19 protein-coding genes are annotated in these 12,606 nt (G+C 65.5%); 5 read left to right on the forward strand and 14 right to left on the reverse strand.

Annotated features, from left to right (window positions below; translation table 11 throughout):
• Window positions 1-78: 78 nt before the first annotated feature.
• The 4 genes from ACFPFG_RS27200 to ACFPFG_RS27215 all read left to right on the forward strand — a co-directional run bounded on the left by ACFPFG_RS27200 (window position 79) and on the right by ACFPFG_RS27215 (window position 4,261).
• Window positions 79-585, forward strand: a complete 507-nt coding sequence (locus ACFPFG_RS27200; protein WP_183021597.1) for a hypothetical protein — start codon at window positions 79-81, stop codon at window positions 583-585.
• A gap of 30 nt (window positions 586-615) precedes the next feature.
• Complete coding sequence (gene glnL, locus ACFPFG_RS27205; RefSeq protein WP_012206799.1) at window positions 616-1,692, forward strand: nitrogen regulation protein NR(II); 1,077 nt, start codon at window positions 616-618, stop codon at window positions 1,690-1,692.
• A gap of 45 nt (window positions 1,693-1,737) precedes the next feature.
• Complete coding sequence (gene ntrC / locus ACFPFG_RS27210) at window positions 1,738-3,306, forward strand: nitrogen regulation protein NR(I) (protein WP_312376216.1); 1,569 nt, start codon at window positions 1,738-1,740, stop codon at window positions 3,304-3,306.
• A gap of 142 nt (window positions 3,307-3,448) precedes the next feature.
• Complete coding sequence (locus ACFPFG_RS27215; RefSeq protein ID WP_380109005.1) at window positions 3,449-4,261, forward strand: hypothetical protein; 813 nt, start codon at window positions 3,449-3,451, stop codon at window positions 4,259-4,261.
• 15 nt (window positions 4,262-4,276) lie between these two features.
• On the opposite strand, the gene xth is transcribed toward ACFPFG_RS27215, so the two are convergent.
• The 11 genes from xth to ACFPFG_RS27270 form a co-directional block, all read right to left on the reverse strand.
• Complete coding sequence (gene xth, locus ACFPFG_RS27220; protein ID WP_183021594.1) at window positions 4,277-5,053, reverse strand: exodeoxyribonuclease III; 777 nt, start codon at window positions 5,051-5,053, stop codon at window positions 4,277-4,279.
• Window positions 5,054-5,153: 100 nt separating this feature from the next.
• Window positions 5,154-5,384, reverse strand: coding sequence for a helix-turn-helix domain-containing protein (locus ACFPFG_RS27225; RefSeq protein WP_374623615.1), 231 nt, complete (start codon window positions 5,382-5,384; stop codon window positions 5,154-5,156).
• Between the two features lie 484 nt (window positions 5,385-5,868).
• The gene (locus ACFPFG_RS27230) at window positions 5,869-6,345 is read right to left on the reverse strand and encodes a hypothetical protein (RefSeq protein ID WP_380109007.1); all 477 of its coding nucleotides are present in this window, start codon (window positions 6,343-6,345) and stop codon (window positions 5,869-5,871) included.
• Window positions 6,342-6,893, reverse strand: a complete 552-nt coding sequence (locus ACFPFG_RS27235; RefSeq protein WP_380109009.1) for a hypothetical protein — start codon at window positions 6,891-6,893, stop codon at window positions 6,342-6,344. Before ACFPFG_RS27235 ends, ACFPFG_RS27230 begins: the two co-directional genes overlap by 4 nt.
• The gene (locus ACFPFG_RS27240) at window positions 6,890-7,114 is read right to left on the reverse strand and encodes a hypothetical protein (RefSeq protein WP_380109011.1); all 225 of its coding nucleotides are present in this window, start codon (window positions 7,112-7,114) and stop codon (window positions 6,890-6,892) included. Before ACFPFG_RS27240 ends, ACFPFG_RS27235 begins: the two co-directional genes overlap by 4 nt.
• Complete coding sequence (locus ACFPFG_RS27245; RefSeq protein ID WP_380109013.1) at window positions 7,111-7,707, reverse strand: phiTE_072 family protein; 597 nt, start codon at window positions 7,705-7,707, stop codon at window positions 7,111-7,113. The genes ACFPFG_RS27240 and ACFPFG_RS27245 overlap by 4 nt, the downstream gene beginning before the upstream one ends.
• Window positions 7,697-7,870: a hypothetical protein gene (locus ACFPFG_RS27250; RefSeq protein ID WP_380109015.1), complete on the reverse strand. Its 174-nt coding sequence runs from the start codon at window positions 7,868-7,870 to the stop codon at window positions 7,697-7,699. Before ACFPFG_RS27250 ends, ACFPFG_RS27245 begins: the two co-directional genes overlap by 11 nt.
• A gap of 3 nt (window positions 7,871-7,873) precedes the next feature.
• Window positions 7,874-8,209, reverse strand: coding sequence for a hypothetical protein (locus tag ACFPFG_RS27255; protein ID WP_380109017.1), 336 nt, complete (start codon window positions 8,207-8,209; stop codon window positions 7,874-7,876).
• A 221-nt stretch (window positions 8,210-8,430) separates the two neighbouring features.
• Window positions 8,431-8,676 carry a hypothetical protein gene (locus tag ACFPFG_RS27260; protein WP_380109019.1) on the reverse strand — a complete coding sequence of 82 codons (246 nt, stop codon included), beginning with the start codon at window positions 8,674-8,676 and terminating at the stop codon, window positions 8,431-8,433.
• Entirely contained in the window at window positions 8,676-10,286 is a 1,611-nt protein-coding gene (locus ACFPFG_RS27265) for a hypothetical protein (RefSeq protein ID WP_380109021.1), read from the reverse strand. The genes ACFPFG_RS27260 and ACFPFG_RS27265 overlap by 1 nt, the downstream gene beginning before the upstream one ends.
• A 192-nt stretch (window positions 10,287-10,478) precedes the next feature.
• Window positions 10,479-11,399, reverse strand: coding sequence for a DNA cytosine methyltransferase (locus tag ACFPFG_RS27270; protein WP_380109023.1), 921 nt, complete (start codon window positions 11,397-11,399; stop codon window positions 10,479-10,481).
• A 208-nt stretch (window positions 11,400-11,607) separates the two neighbouring features.
• Between ACFPFG_RS27270 and ACFPFG_RS27275 the strand changes: the two genes are divergently transcribed.
• Window positions 11,608-11,841, forward strand: a complete 234-nt coding sequence (locus ACFPFG_RS27275) for a hypothetical protein (protein WP_380109025.1) — start codon at window positions 11,608-11,610, stop codon at window positions 11,839-11,841.
• 38 nt (window positions 11,842-11,879) lie between these two features.
• On the opposite strand, the gene ACFPFG_RS27280 is transcribed toward ACFPFG_RS27275, so the two are convergent.
• From ACFPFG_RS27280 to ACFPFG_RS27290, 3 genes are read right to left on the reverse strand one after another with little or no spacing between them, the layout of a single operon-like run.
• Window positions 11,880-12,167 (reverse strand): H-NS histone family protein, encoded by a 288-nt coding sequence (locus ACFPFG_RS27280; protein WP_380109027.1) that lies wholly within the window; start codon window positions 12,165-12,167, stop codon window positions 11,880-11,882.
• A 29-nt stretch (window positions 12,168-12,196) separates the two neighbouring features.
• Window positions 12,197-12,379 (reverse strand): hypothetical protein, encoded by a 183-nt coding sequence (locus ACFPFG_RS27285; protein ID WP_380109029.1) that lies wholly within the window; start codon window positions 12,377-12,379, stop codon window positions 12,197-12,199.
• On the reverse strand, window positions 12,376-12,606 hold the full coding sequence (locus ACFPFG_RS27290; protein WP_151021198.1) for a hypothetical protein: 231 nt from the start codon (window positions 12,604-12,606) through the stop codon (window positions 12,376-12,378). Before ACFPFG_RS27290 ends, ACFPFG_RS27285 begins: the two co-directional genes overlap by 4 nt.

Raw genomic sequence — 12,606 nt, forward strand, 5'->3', positions numbered from 1 at the left:
GACGTCCAGCCCGGAAGATGGAGCGATACTTGCCCGGATAAGCCGGGCCCTTCCGATCTGGCTACCCGAGGGAATGGAATGAAGAAACTGTTTGTGTCACTGCTGCTGCCCCTGCTGTCGGTGGGAGCCTGGTCCCAGGACGTGATCTACCGCTGCGGCAACGAGTACACCAACAACGTCAGCCAGGCCAAGTCCAAGGACTGCAAGCCGGTGGACGGCGGGCATGTGACGGTGATCCATGGCGGCAGCAAGCCGGCGGCCTCGGGCGGCAGCCAGCAGGCACCGCGCACCTCCGCCGCTCCGGCTGCAGGCTCGCCCGCTCCGGCCAAGGTCAACAGCAGCGCCCAGAAGGCCCGCGACTCCGACGCGCGGACCATTCTGGAAAGCGAGCTGGCCCGCGCCCAGGAGAAGCTGACACAGCTGCGTCAGGAGTACAACGATGGCAATCCCCAGCGCACCGCATTGGAGTTGCGCAATCCCCAGGGCTATCTGGAACGTGTCGAGCAGCTCAAGAGCAGCATCTCGCGGCAGGAAGGCGATGTCGCCGGCATCCGCCGTGAGCTGGATCGACTTCCCAAGAACTGACGGGCCCGCGCGGTCCACCGGAGCCCGGCCATGATCCAGGACGACCGGCCGGCGCCCCCGGCTTCCTATCAGGCCCTTGATCTGCTGTGCACGCTGATGACCGTGCTCGACGAGCAGGGTGCCGTGCTTTTCGCCAACGCAGCCCTTGAGAACGCGCTGGGTCTGTCGCGCCGCATGCTCGAAGGCAGCGAGCTGGCGGCCTGCTTCACCGAGCCGGCCTTGCTGGACAAGGCCTTGCGCGGCGCCCAGGACAACGACTTCGCGGCCCTGCGCTTCGAGGCCAGCCTGCACCGCGTGGGCGGCGATGCGCTGCCCGTGCACGTCACGGTCTCGCTGGCCGAGCGGCCCGGCCATGTGCTGGTCGAGTTCTGGCCGCTGGAGCAGCAGGCCCGCCAGGACCGCGAGGAGCGGCTGCGCGAGCAGGCCCAGGCACACAAGGAGCTGATCCGCAACCTGGCCCACGAGATCAAGAACCCGCTGGGCGGCATCCGTGGCGCAGCCCAGCTGCTGCAGATGGATCTGGACGCCCCCGAGCTGCGCGAGTACACCGAAGTCATCATCCACGAGGCCGACCGGCTGCAGGCGCTGGTGGACCGGCTGCTGGCGCCGCACCGCCATCCGCATGAAGTGGGCGACGTCAACATCCACGAAGTCTGCGAGCGCGTGCGCTCGCTGGTGCTGGTCGAGCATCCTGCCGGGCTGACCATCACGCGCGACTACGACATCTCCATCCCGGAGTTCCGGGGAGACAGCGCCCAGCTGATCCAGGCCGTGCTCAACATCGTCCAGAACGCCGCGCAGGCGCTGCAGGAGCGCATCGCCGCCGGTGATGCCGAGATCATTTTGCGAACGCGCGTGGCCCGGCAGGTAACTTTTGGTCGCCAGCGCTATCGGTTGGCATTGGAATTGCATGTGATCGACAACGGGCCAGGCGTTCCCGATGCCATCAAGGAGCGGATCTTCTATCCGCTGGTATCGGGAAGGGATGGCGGTTCGGGACTGGGGCTGACGCTGGCGCAGACCTTCGTGCAGCGCCACCAGGGGCTGATCGAATGTGAAAGCCAGCCGGGCCGCACGGATTTCCGCATCCTCATTCCCCTGCCTTGAGGCCCACGGAAGTCAACACTGCAACAAGGGAAGGAAGCACCACCAATGAAACCGATCTGGATCGTGGATGATGACCCTTCCATCCGCTTCGTGCTGGAAAAGGCACTGGGCCGGGAAGGCTGGGCAACGCGCAGCTTCATCCAGGCGCGCGATGTGCTCACGGCACTGTCCGATGTCGATGCCGGCGACCCGGCGCGCCAGCCACCCCAGGTGCTGGTCAGCGACATCCGCATGCCCGGCGGCTCGGGGTTGGAGCTGCTCGAACAGATCCGCGCCCAGCAGCCGGGCCTGCCCGTCATCATCATGACCGCGTACTCCGACCTGGACAGTGCCGTCTCGGCCTTCCAGCGCGGCGCCTTCGAATACCTGCCGAAACCCTTCGACCTGCCCAAGGCCGTGGAACTGATCCGGCGCGCCGTCGAGGAAAGCCTGCGCGAGGACGTGGCCGAGGCCCAGGCCCCGCTGCAGGCCGAGATGCTGGGCCAGGCGCCTGCCATGCAGGACGTGTTCCGCGCCATCGGCCGGCTCAGCCAGAGCCAGGTCACGGTGCTGATCACGGGCGAGTCGGGCTCGGGCAAGGAACTGGTGGCGCGCGCGCTGCACAAGCACTCGCCCGTGGCGGGTGGCCCCTTCGTGGCCATCAACACCGCCGCCATCCCCAAGGACCTGCTGGAGTCCGAACTGTTCGGCCACGAGCGCGGCGCCTTCACGGGCGCCCAGACGCAACGGCGCGGCCGCTTCGAGCAGGCCGAGGGCGGCACGCTCTTTCTTGACGAAATCGGCGACATGCCCTTCGACCTGCAGACACGCCTGCTGCGCGTGCTGTCGGACGGGCACTTCTACCGCGTGGGCGGCCACCAGGCCGTCAAGGCCCATGTGCGCGTCATCGCCGCCACCCACCAGGACTTGGAGCAGCGCGTGCGCAACGGCGCCTTCCGTGAGGATCTGTTCCACCGCCTCAACGTCATCCGCCTGCGTCTGCCCGCGCTGCGCGAGCGCAATGAAGACGTGCCCATGCTGGCACGCCACTTCCTGCAGCAAAGCGCGCGGCAACTGGGCGTGGAGCCCAAGCGCATGGGGGTCGATGCCATGCAGCGGCTGCAGACCTTCGCCTTTCCCGGCAATGTGCGACAGCTGGAGAACATCTGCCACTGGCTTACCGTCATGGCCCCTGCCCAGGTCATCTCGGTCAAGGATCTGCCCCCCGAGGTGCTGGGCGAAGCCGCGCCGCCCGTGGGCGGTGGCAGCGCGCCCGTGCCGGCCGCGCTGCCTCATGGGGCGGCACCGGTGTTGGCGGAAGAGGGCCTTGGCCGACTGGCCGTGCCCGTATCCGCGCTGGCCCCGCCGAATGACGCCGCCCTGGCCACCTCCGACCTGGACTGGGTCCATCTGCTGGGACAACAGGCGCGCCAGCTGCTGGAGCACACCCATGCCCAGGGTCATGGTGAAGTCTGGGACCAGCTGTCCCGCCGCTTCGAGGCGCAGCTGATCCGCTCGGCCTTGGCCGTCACCCACGGCCGCCGGGTCGAGGCAGCCCAGCGCCTGGGCATCGGCCGCAACACCATCACCCGAAAGCTGCAGGAGCTGGGCATGGACGAGGACGCCTTCGAGTAAGGAAAGCTGGCGGGTGGCCGGCCCTTGCCTTGGCAAGGGTCCGGCTCCTACAGGCCGGCGCCCGGGGTGCTGACGGGCCGGGCCGCCCGGGCTTGGGACAATGGAGTCCTCTTCGCTGGAACGGCCTACGTCCCGACCTATCGTGCCCACAGTCCTCTCCAACCTCTGGCAAAAAGCCAAGCCCGCTCGTCCGGGGCTGATGTACCGATCGACACCACGCACGCTTGGCGAGCCGGTCGATGCGTACTGGCATGACCGATACTTCCTGGAGCCTTACTTCGTTGCGGGGCGCGGCTACGACCAATACCGTCCCGCCTACGCGCTGGGCTGGAAAGCATCACTCGAACCCGAGCACGCGCAGCAGGATTTCGACGATGTCGAATTCGAGCTCGAACAGCGCTGGGAGCAGGTGCGGGGCAGCAGCCTGCTGCACTGGAGCCAGGTGCGCGATGCCGTCGAGGCCTCATGGCTGCAGGCGCGCCAGCGTACGCCCGCACAGCCAGTAGTTGCCAAGCTGGAGTTGCAGAGCACGGCCCTGCTCAATGCCGTGCTGGCCCTGGGTCGCCAGGCCCACGCACGGCTGGGGGAATGCATGAATCCCATGCCCCAGGGGCTGATCGGGCAGGTTCTGGCGCGGCACTTCAATGCCAGCCAGATCCTGGTCGAGGACCTGGAGCGTGCCATCGGCTCCAGCGGCGGCGTAGTCCTGCCCGTGCGGGACAGCCGTGCCGCACTGCGTCGCAACGCTTTCTGGGACGGGCTGCTGGGCAGGGAAGAGGGGTCAGACTACATGCTGGACCAGGCAGAGTCCTGCCAGCAGCAATGGCTGAGCGCCTATGAAGCCGCCGAGCAGTCCAGTCTGCCTGGGCCGCTCAGCGAAGTGCTGCATCGCCAGTCCCTGATGCTGCGCGGGCAGATCGAGGCCATCCACTGGCTGCGCCGGTACATGCTGTAGCCGGCTGGCTGGAATTCAGCCCAAGGTCACGACCACGGGTGCGTGGTCGCTGGGCTGCGGGTTCTTGCGCGGCGCACGGTCCACGCTGCAGGCGGTGACGCTGGGACGCAATGCCTCGCTGACCAGGATGTGGTCGATGCGCAGGCCCCGGTTCTTCTGGAAACCCAGCATTCGGTAGTCCCACCACGAATAGCTCTTCTCGGGCTGGTCGAACATGCGGAAGGCATCGGTCAGGCCCAGCTGCAGCAGCGCCTGGAAATGCGTGCGCTCTTCCACCGTGTGGTGGATCGTGTCCTTCAGGCCGATGGGATCGTAGGAGTCGCGGTCTTCGGGCGCCACGTTGAAGTCGCCCACCAGCACCAGGCGCGGGTGCGCCGCCATCTCGCTTTTCACCCAGTCCTGCAGCGCCTGCAGCCAGCGCATCTTGTAGGCGAACTTGTCGGTGCCCGGCGCCTGCCCATTGACGAAGTAGCCGTTGATCAGGCGCACCGGACCGCCTTCGGCATCGACGGTGGCCGCAATGATGCGGGCCTGCTCGTCATCCAGGCCCGGGATATTGCGCACCACGTCGCGCACGGGCGTGCGCGTCAGCCAGGCCACGCCGTTGTAGGTCTTTTGCCCATGGCTGACCGCGTGGTAGCCGGCCTCCTGCAGCGCCTGCAGCGGAAACTTGTCGTCGGTGAGCTTGAGTTCCTGCAGCGCCAGCGCATCGACAGGATTGGCCTGCAGCCAGGCCAGCACCTGCGGCAGGCGCACTGACAGGGAATTCACGTTCCAGGTGGCGATTTTCATTTTTAAAATATCCTTTTAAATTCAACGTATTGCAGGTGACTAAATTTTTATTCTGGTTCTAGCTACCCATCTAGCTACCCAAAAAATACGAGTCACTCTGTCAACCTCGCGGGCACGGCGCTGAGGTCGGTTGCCTCGCGTTGAGCACTCTGCGCAGGCTTTCATCGGTGACCCGCGTGGCACCCTTGCTGACGCGAATAAGCTCCAGTTGTCCAGCCTTTGCCATTCGATAGATTGTGGCGCGGGAAATATCCAGTTTGGCGCACGCTGTGCTGATCTTGTGAGCGGAGGGTAAATCGGCGGCGGCGGTATTGCTGGGTTGCGTTCTCATGTTGGTTTCCTTTGGCGCTGGCGCAGCCATGTGAAGTGCGGTGGATCGCCGGCATTGAGGTATTGGGTCCAGAGCGTCTGCCCATCGGGGCAGCGTTCCTGTGAGCGGCTGATGCCGGCCGAGATGCAGTGAGGGCAGTGGAAGTGATGTGCCTGGTAGGCCTTGTCAGCGGCCTCCCAGGCATTGACAGGCGCGGTCATGGCGCAGGGCGTCTGGTTTTTGCAGCGAGGCGTCGAGCTTGCAATCGAGCATTGATCGCTTCGCCGTTCCGCTTGCGGTACTCGCGGTTCCGTGATGCGGTGGCGGACCGTGCGCACTCGTTGCACACAGAGCTGTGGCAGGCCGCCCCCATGCGGTGCGGGAACTCTTCTCGATCTTTGATGGCGCCACATTTCGCGCATTGGCTCATCTCGGTCATTGGGGTCTCCAGAAAGAACAAACCCCGCTCTAGGGCGGGGCTTGGTGACGGGTGTTTGCGGCGGCGCTATGGCAGCCGGCAGTTGGGCGTGGTGCGCTGGATCGCCGCAATGTCGGAGCACAGCCGCATTTCGGCCAGGTGCCGCGCGGCCGCCGCATCGATGGTGCTGGCCACGGCCGCGCGCGCCTCGCGTTCCAAGCGCGGGAGGAAGTCCGCGCGCTGGGCCTGCAGCAGGCGCAGCCCGGCCAGTAGGTCAGGGTGCAGAGACAGGCAATCGTCCGCCGGGTCCAGGATCTCATTGCGGTCCCAGCAGATCACGTAGCACATGCCGCCGATCACGCGGTTGGTGAAGCCTGGCGCGCGATCCAGGAGGCTGTCGAGCGCATCGTAGAGGCGGCGCAGGTGCTGGCGGTCATCAGGATCGAAGTAGGTTGCGTCGTCGTCCCCATCCCATGGGCAGTACCCGCTGGAGAGGTCGTTCATCAAGGAGAGCAGTTCCCCGGCTGCATCGATGTCGCGTTCGCTGGGCTTGGCCATCTTCATGACGATTCTCCTGCGCACGTTGGCGGGCCGATCTCCTTGCCGTCCTCACCCCACATGGGCACATGCATGCAGCTGTCGCAGCGGTGGAAGTCGTGGTATGCATTGCAGTCAGCACGGTATTTGCCGGTTTCGCATCGGGAGCAGCGCAGGCCAATCCGGGAGCGAGAGAGCGCGAGGGCGTCTTGGGCCGCGATGATTTCGGCATCGCTCAGCGGCAGCGGCTTGCGCGCCTCCAGCTCTGCGATGCGGGCGTATGGGTCGAAGGTCTCCGGCCGCTTGCCGTCTGCGTAGCGCTCGGTGATGGCGCGGATTTCGGGGTGGTGCTGGATGCTGCCCAGGGCCAGTTCCGCTGTCATGTGCGGCTTGCTGGCGTGATGCACGGCCCAGCGCTCGACGAACTCCAGCGTCTCGCGCATGGCCTCGTTGTCGGCCTGCAGGCGGCGCAGCTCGGCGGCTGCCGGCTGGAGCCATGCCGCGTGGCCGCAGAAGCCTTCCTCAAGGCCTCGGGCCAAGCGCTCCACGTCGGAGGGTGTTGGTGCTGTGGTCACGGGGTCTCCTTTGGCGCGGTGTCCACGTTTGCGCGACAGAACGGGCAGCAAGGCAGGGCCATGCTTTTCTTTCCCTTGCGCAACGCGAGACGTTCGCGGGTTCGGCGGGTTTCATGGTCGCGCAGGGTTTGGTGGTCGATGAACCCCTGGCTCCAGGCGAACTCAGCTTCCTTGCACAGCAGCAACTCGCCGCCGCGCAGCTTTTTGCATTTGTCGGTCACGGGGTCTGTCCTTTCTCGGCTGCCGGCGCGATCTGCTTCAGAGCCTCGCGCACGGCATTGCAGATGCGCTCCAGGTAGCCGTACTCTGGGTTCGGCTCCTCAGATTCAGGACCCAGCACGTACCACCACTCCTGGTGGAAAACTTCTTCGAGGAGCTTGGAATGGCTCCAGCAGGAGTCCTGTGTTTCGCAGTCACTGAGGTCGTCGGCTTCGTCAAACAGCTCGCGCGCCTGTTCTTTGTCGAGGCTCCCGTAATTCATCTGCGTGCGGTGGTCCCGGAACCGGCGGCGCAGGCAGATCGTCTTGCGCGCGAACTTCGCCAGGGCCTCCCCGCTGAACCGCGAGGAATTCAGGCCCGGCGAGAGGTTCTTGATCAGGTAGTGGTTGTCGCAGCTGGCGAAGAACTGCGCGATGCCCTGATCGCCCATGGCGCCCCAGTACGACGCCCAGGCCCGGCCGTAGCATTCGACCGTGATCCGGCCGCGCCCCGACTCGATGTCGTCCAGCGTGACCCGGATCGGGTCCAGCCGATGGGATTGCATGATGTCGCTGATCGTGAGGTGCACGACTGCGTTTGAACGCTCAACTTTCATGTGGTCCTTTCTGCTGCGCCTGGGCGCGCTGCGAAACCCACGCCTCAAAGCTGGGCGGGTTGACCATGAAGCTCACGCCGCGCTCGTATTCCTCGCGCAGACGCATCAGCTCATCCCTGATCAGGTACACGTCTTCTTGGTCTTCGATGATCTTGATTGCCATGTGTCAGCTCTCCTTGTGCGCCTGGGCGCGCTGCTGGTATCCGATGCGCCGCAGGTATGCCAGCGGCAGGGTTGTCCAATCGAACGAGTCCTTGAACTCGCCGCACAGGTGCTCTCGCTTCGTGATGACATGCCCCGCCCTGAGCGGGAGGGAGACATACGAGAGACCCAGCATCCCCATGCGTTCCGTGCCTGAGACAGGCGGCGAGCGCAGGCAGTCGCCAGTCACCGGGCCGTGATAGGCCCAGTGGTCGCATCCGGCGCAGCATGGTCCGTGCCCCATGTAGAAGCGGTCCACGCACTCGCCTGTGATGCCCTCGCGTTCGCTGGCTTGGGTCATGTGCTCTCCTTGTGCCCAGTGGGGCGCGTGTCGATGTTGGCGCGGCACCAGGGGCAGAAGTGGAGCGGGCCCACTCCTTGCCCTTCTTCAGGGCCAGCCGCTCGCGCTGGGCCCCGGTTTCCATGTTGCGCAGGCACTGCAGGTGGATGAGTCCGGCGGTTATGGCGTATTGCGCCGCCTCGCAGCGCTCCAGGGTCGCGCCCTTTGCTTTGCGGCATTTCTCAGCCATGGCTCGCCCCCTTGGCTGCTGCCTGGGCTGCGGCCCGTTGTTTGCGGACCGCGCCGATGAACCCCAGGTTCTTTCCGCACCTGCTGCAGACTGCATCGCAGGCGCGGGTTTCGAAGAACTGCCTGTGCTTGCACCGGCGTTGGCGCAGCGCCTGCACGCAGAAGAAGATGGCGCTTGCGACTACGAACAGGAAGAACAGGGCCAGACCGATGGCGTCGTTTATGGTCCAGACGAACATCACGCACCGCCTTCCTTGGCCTGGGCTGCGGCTGCGCATGCTTCGGAGGCCGTGTCGCCCTGGCCGCGTGCCAGCACCTTGCGATCCGGGTTGATGACGGGTCCGTGGAAGGGCTTGTCCGTGATCCACGCCATCCAGCCTGTCTGCCGCGTGTACGCCAGCTCGAAGTAGGCGTAGGGGTTGGCATCCAGCAATTCGGCGTGCACGTCCAGCAGGGCCTGCACGGGCGCCAGTGCATCCACTGCAGGCGCAGCAGGTGCCTGGGGCGGCTTGCCGCAGGGTGCGGGCGCGGCCTTGTCGGCCATCAGGCGAATTTCCTCTGCCAGCTCATCAAGGGTGTTGAAGTGCTCCTGATTCGACTCGCTCATCTCGACGGCGCCGGTGTCTGGGTCGTAGCTGCCGCGCTCGTCAAGATGCGCCTGGGCCTTAGCCTGGATGTGCGCAGCGGCGGCCAGCAGTCCGACATGCGTCGGGGGAGCTTCATGTGCCGTACGCAACGGCGATCCCTGCAGCCCCTGGCGCTTGAGGTAGTCCAGCGCCTTGTCTGCAAGATCGTTGCCTGGCGCGGCTTTCCGCAGGGCGCGGACAAGTTGCTTCACCAGTTGGGCCAGATCGTCCACGGGCGCAGCAGGTGCCTGGGGCGCCGCCTCCCCCATGTGTGTTGGGCCGCTTGCAGCATTGATCTCGGCAACCAGGCGCGCGTTCGCTTCCCTTTCGGCACGCAGGTCGCGCTCTGCTTCCAGTGCGCGCCGCTTCCAGATCGTCAGGTCTTCTCGTGCGCCTGTGTATGCGTCCGTCAAGTCAGTTGCTAGAGCCTGGGGCGCCGCTGCCCGCGCGTGTCGGCTTAGGTCGCCTGTGGTGTACCGGCGCAGCTCTGCCAGCGTCTTCGGTGCCGCGCGCCGCTGGACGATGGCGGCGCATGCTGAGCCGATGAGATCACGCGGCACGGCCACCAGGTCGCCGAGGTCCACGACAGGCGCTTCCAGGGCGGGCGCTGCAGGAGCGAGCGCGGCATCTTGAATAGCTGCGCGGATGGCGATCAACTCTTTCCACAGGATGCGCTCCGTAAGATTCGCCTCGCGGCGCGCGCCAGTGTCATCGATCACCATCCATACGCCATCTGCAGGTGCATCAAGCTCGAAGCCAAGATGCTCCATCCAGTCCTCGGGCACCTTGATGGCCGGCCCAGCCACAGCGGTCGGCTGCGCGGCGCGGGCTGCGCGATCCGCATCCACATAGGCGCGCATCTGCTCGGCCGAGTAGAGGCTCGCGCCGCAAACGGGCGCTGGGTGCCCCCAGTCAATGTCCACCTTCCCGTCGCCGAAGTCAGTGACATCGCCGACAGACTGCGGAAGATACGGGTACTCGCCCTGGGGCGCCACAGCGGCAGGAGCTGCCCCTGCCGGCTCCACGATCTGGGCCAGGCGCGGCAGCTCGCACCACGCCACCACGTTGCCATCGACGCCCCAATGCTGCTCCTCGTGCTGGTTCATCTCGTACCAGCCAGCGGGGCAGAAGTATTCGTCTTTCTCCTCGCTGTATTCACCCCATTCGGGATCGGCGTCATCCCCAAGCGGTAGGGTGTGCTGGGCTGCCCACATGGCTCGCATTGGGATCTTCGCGCCCTCCAGCCAAGCGAGGACGTAGCGGCCAGATTTCGGGAGAGCCTCGGAGGTCTTGATGATCTTCATGATTGCCTTTCGGGGAGCAGCTGCCAATGCGCTGCAGTGGTTTGGATGACGTGGCCTGCGCGCTGCAGCAGCGGGCACGCGGCCTGGGGTGGGGTCGGGGTCATGGGGTGGTCAGAACTGGGCGGCCAGTGCGCTGATTACGTCGCGGGCGACGGGCGGGCACACGGCGTTTCCAAGCAGGTGGATGGCTTGGTGGGTCTGCGCGGGCAGTTGGTAGTCCCGAGGGAATCCCATGGCCGCGCAGTTTTCGGAGACGGTCAACATGCGCATGCGGTCGCCGTTGATCAGGGCCCAACGCGCCTTTGTGGTCACGGTGCCGAGGGGACGGTGCAGGCTGCGGCCAGTGGTGCCCGAGCCGCTGCCGTAGTAGGGCGCCAGGAAGCGGTCGCCGTGTGCGGCACGGCCAGCGGCCACGCGCGCCAGGGTCGCGCAGGAGCGGCCTGGCTTGTGGATCGGGCTCCATCTCCCTGCCTCGAAGTCCAGGAAGCTGCTGGCCGGCATGTGCTCGCGCTTCGGCAGGGCCAGTACCAGTGGCGCGCGGCTGCGCGTGGCCACGATGAACATGCGCACGCGGTGCTGGGGCACGCCGTGGTCGGCGGCGTCCACGATGTGTGGCGACAGCGTGTAGCCCAGTGCCTCCATGGCCGTGCGCCAGGCGGGATACAGGGACCAGTCCAAGAACTCGGGCACGTTCTCCACCACGACGGCGCGCGGTCGGTGGAACTCAGCTGCGCTGACCACGGCCCAGGCGGTGCTGCGGCTGGCGTCGTGTTGAGGATTGCCGCTGGCTTTTCCCCGGGCTTTGCTGTGTCCCTGGCAGCAGGGAGAGGCGAGCAGCAGGTCGTGCGCGGGGACGCGGCTCCAATCAGCCTGGTGCAGGTCCTGGCACAGGTGCTGTGCGTCGGGATGGTTCGCGGCGTGGTACTGGACGGCCAGTGGCCAGTGGTTGGCAGCCCAGATGACGGGCACACCGGCCAGCGCAGCGCCAGTGCTGAATCCGCCAGCTCCGGCGAAGAGGTCAACAGCTTGCATGGGGTTCCTTTGGGCCAAAAAAAAGCCACTCGCGGCACGGGGCCGGGTGGCTTCTGGGGTGTTGATTGGATGCGTTCCCCTCCATGGATTGAGGGGGACTTGACAGCCATGGTTTAATTAAATCTAAAGCCGTTTGCGAGAAATCGTGAGCGGCTTTTTTCGTCAGCGTTCCGCTGGTTTACATAAACAATAAGAAAAAGGAATAAGAATGAAAAAGACATCCGACAAAAACAACGAGATAAACAATGCAAACGAAAGTGTTGAAGGCGGTGCTAATAGTCGATCTAGTGATTTCAAGTGGGGGCGCATCCTGCTTCGGGTCACAGTGCGAATTAATCGTATGGTTGATTGGTTTAGAACCAAGGATCATGAGCAAAGTGAAACACCGTCAAGCGACCTGTGGTCCGATTTCAGTTGGGCTGATTGGGAGTGGCCGCTATGACGCAGCAGGGCCAACTCGGCCCTGCATTTGAATCTGCCTCAAGCCGCTTGGACAATCAAGAAAGGCGCGCGGTCCTTGCCGTTGATCCAGTTCGGCGGCTTGCCCCGGCCGGTCCAGGTGGCGCCGGAGGCCGGGTCGCGGTACTTCGGGGTGCCCACGCTGCCCTTGATCTTCGCGGCGGGGAAGACATCGGCGGCGGTCAGGCCGTGCTCTGCGATCAGCGCGCGGGCCTGGGCGACGGCTTGTGCCTTGGCTTCGGCCTGGGCCTGGGCGATCTGGGCGTCGAGTTCGGCCCGCTGGGCCAGCAGGGTCTTGTATTCGGACATTTCGGATTTTTCCTTTCTGGGATGGGTGATCAGTGGCCGCAGGGCAGGGCATCGCCGCGGTGGTGGTCTTCGGGCAGCTCGGCGCCGCAGCCGAAGCAATGGGTAGGCTTTTGCTCATCCCACCACAGGGAGCGGGCACGTTCTGCGGCGCGGCGCGCGGCCGGAAGATCGCGCTCGGCGCGCGTGGGCTGGTGTTCGGTGTCTTGGTTCATGCAGTTGAGGCTGGGGCCGCCGGCCGCATCCAGATGCTGGCGAGCATGTCGGTGGCGCGCGGGCGGGAGGGATTGCGGATGCGATAGCGGCGGTACTTGTCACAAACGCAGGCATTGCACTGGTCTGCCAACCCGTCGGGGCTTTTGACCAGGGCGCGAAAGAAGCCCACGTCGGCGGGCCAGGGCTCGCCGCAGGTGGTGCAGACCTTTTCGGAGGCGGTGGCCAT

The organism is Delftia deserti (assembly GCF_042653485.1).
Lineage (GTDB): Bacteria > Pseudomonadota > Gammaproteobacteria > Burkholderiales > Burkholderiaceae_C > Comamonas > Comamonas acidovorans.

Coding starts and splice junctions, on each gene's coding strand:
- ACFPFG_RS27200 (WP_183021597.1), top strand. CDS start 79: ATGAAGAAACTGTTTGTGTCACTGCTGCTGCCCCTGCTGTCGGTGGGA.
- glnL (WP_012206799.1), top strand. CDS start 616: ATGATCCAGGACGACCGGCCGGCGCCCCCGGCTTCCTATCAGGCCCTT.
- ntrC (WP_312376216.1), top strand. CDS start 1,738: ATGAAACCGATCTGGATCGTGGATGATGACCCTTCCATCCGCTTCGTG.
- xth (WP_183021594.1), bottom strand. CDS start 5,053: ATGAAAATCGCCACCTGGAACGTGAATTCCCTGTCAGTGCGCCTGCCG.
- ACFPFG_RS27225 (WP_374623615.1), bottom strand. CDS start 5,384: ATGAGAACGCAACCCAGCAATACCGCCGCCGCCGATTTACCCTCCGCT.
- ACFPFG_RS27230 (WP_380109007.1), bottom strand. CDS start 6,345: ATGAAGATGGCCAAGCCCAGCGAACGCGACATCGATGCAGCCGGGGAA.
- ACFPFG_RS27245 (WP_380109013.1), bottom strand. CDS start 7,707: ATGAAAGTTGAGCGTTCAAACGCAGTCGTGCACCTCACGATCAGCGAC.
- ACFPFG_RS27250 (WP_380109015.1), bottom strand. CDS start 7,870: ATGGCAATCAAGATCATCGAAGACCAAGAAGACGTGTACCTGATCAGG.
- ACFPFG_RS27255 (WP_380109017.1), bottom strand. CDS start 8,209: ATGACCCAAGCCAGCGAACGCGAGGGCATCACAGGCGAGTGCGTGGAC.
- ACFPFG_RS27260 (WP_380109019.1), bottom strand. CDS start 8,676: ATGTTCGTCTGGACCATAAACGACGCCATCGGTCTGGCCCTGTTCTTC.
- ACFPFG_RS27265 (WP_380109021.1), bottom strand. CDS start 10,286: ATGCGAGCCATGTGGGCAGCCCAGCACACCCTACCGCTTGGGGATGAC.
- ACFPFG_RS27270 (WP_380109023.1), bottom strand. CDS start 11,399: ATGCAAGCTGTTGACCTCTTCGCCGGAGCTGGCGGATTCAGCACTGGC.
- ACFPFG_RS27275 (WP_380109025.1), top strand. CDS start 11,608: ATGAAAAAGACATCCGACAAAAACAACGAGATAAACAATGCAAACGAA.
- ACFPFG_RS27280 (WP_380109027.1), bottom strand. CDS start 12,167: ATGTCCGAATACAAGACCCTGCTGGCCCAGCGGGCCGAACTCGACGCC.
- ACFPFG_RS27285 (WP_380109029.1), bottom strand. CDS start 12,379: ATGAACCAAGACACCGAACACCAGCCCACGCGCGCCGAGCGCGATCTT.
- ACFPFG_RS27290 (WP_151021198.1), bottom strand. CDS start 12,606: ATGGCCACCGCCTCCGAAAAGGTCTGCACCACCTGCGGCGAGCCCTGG.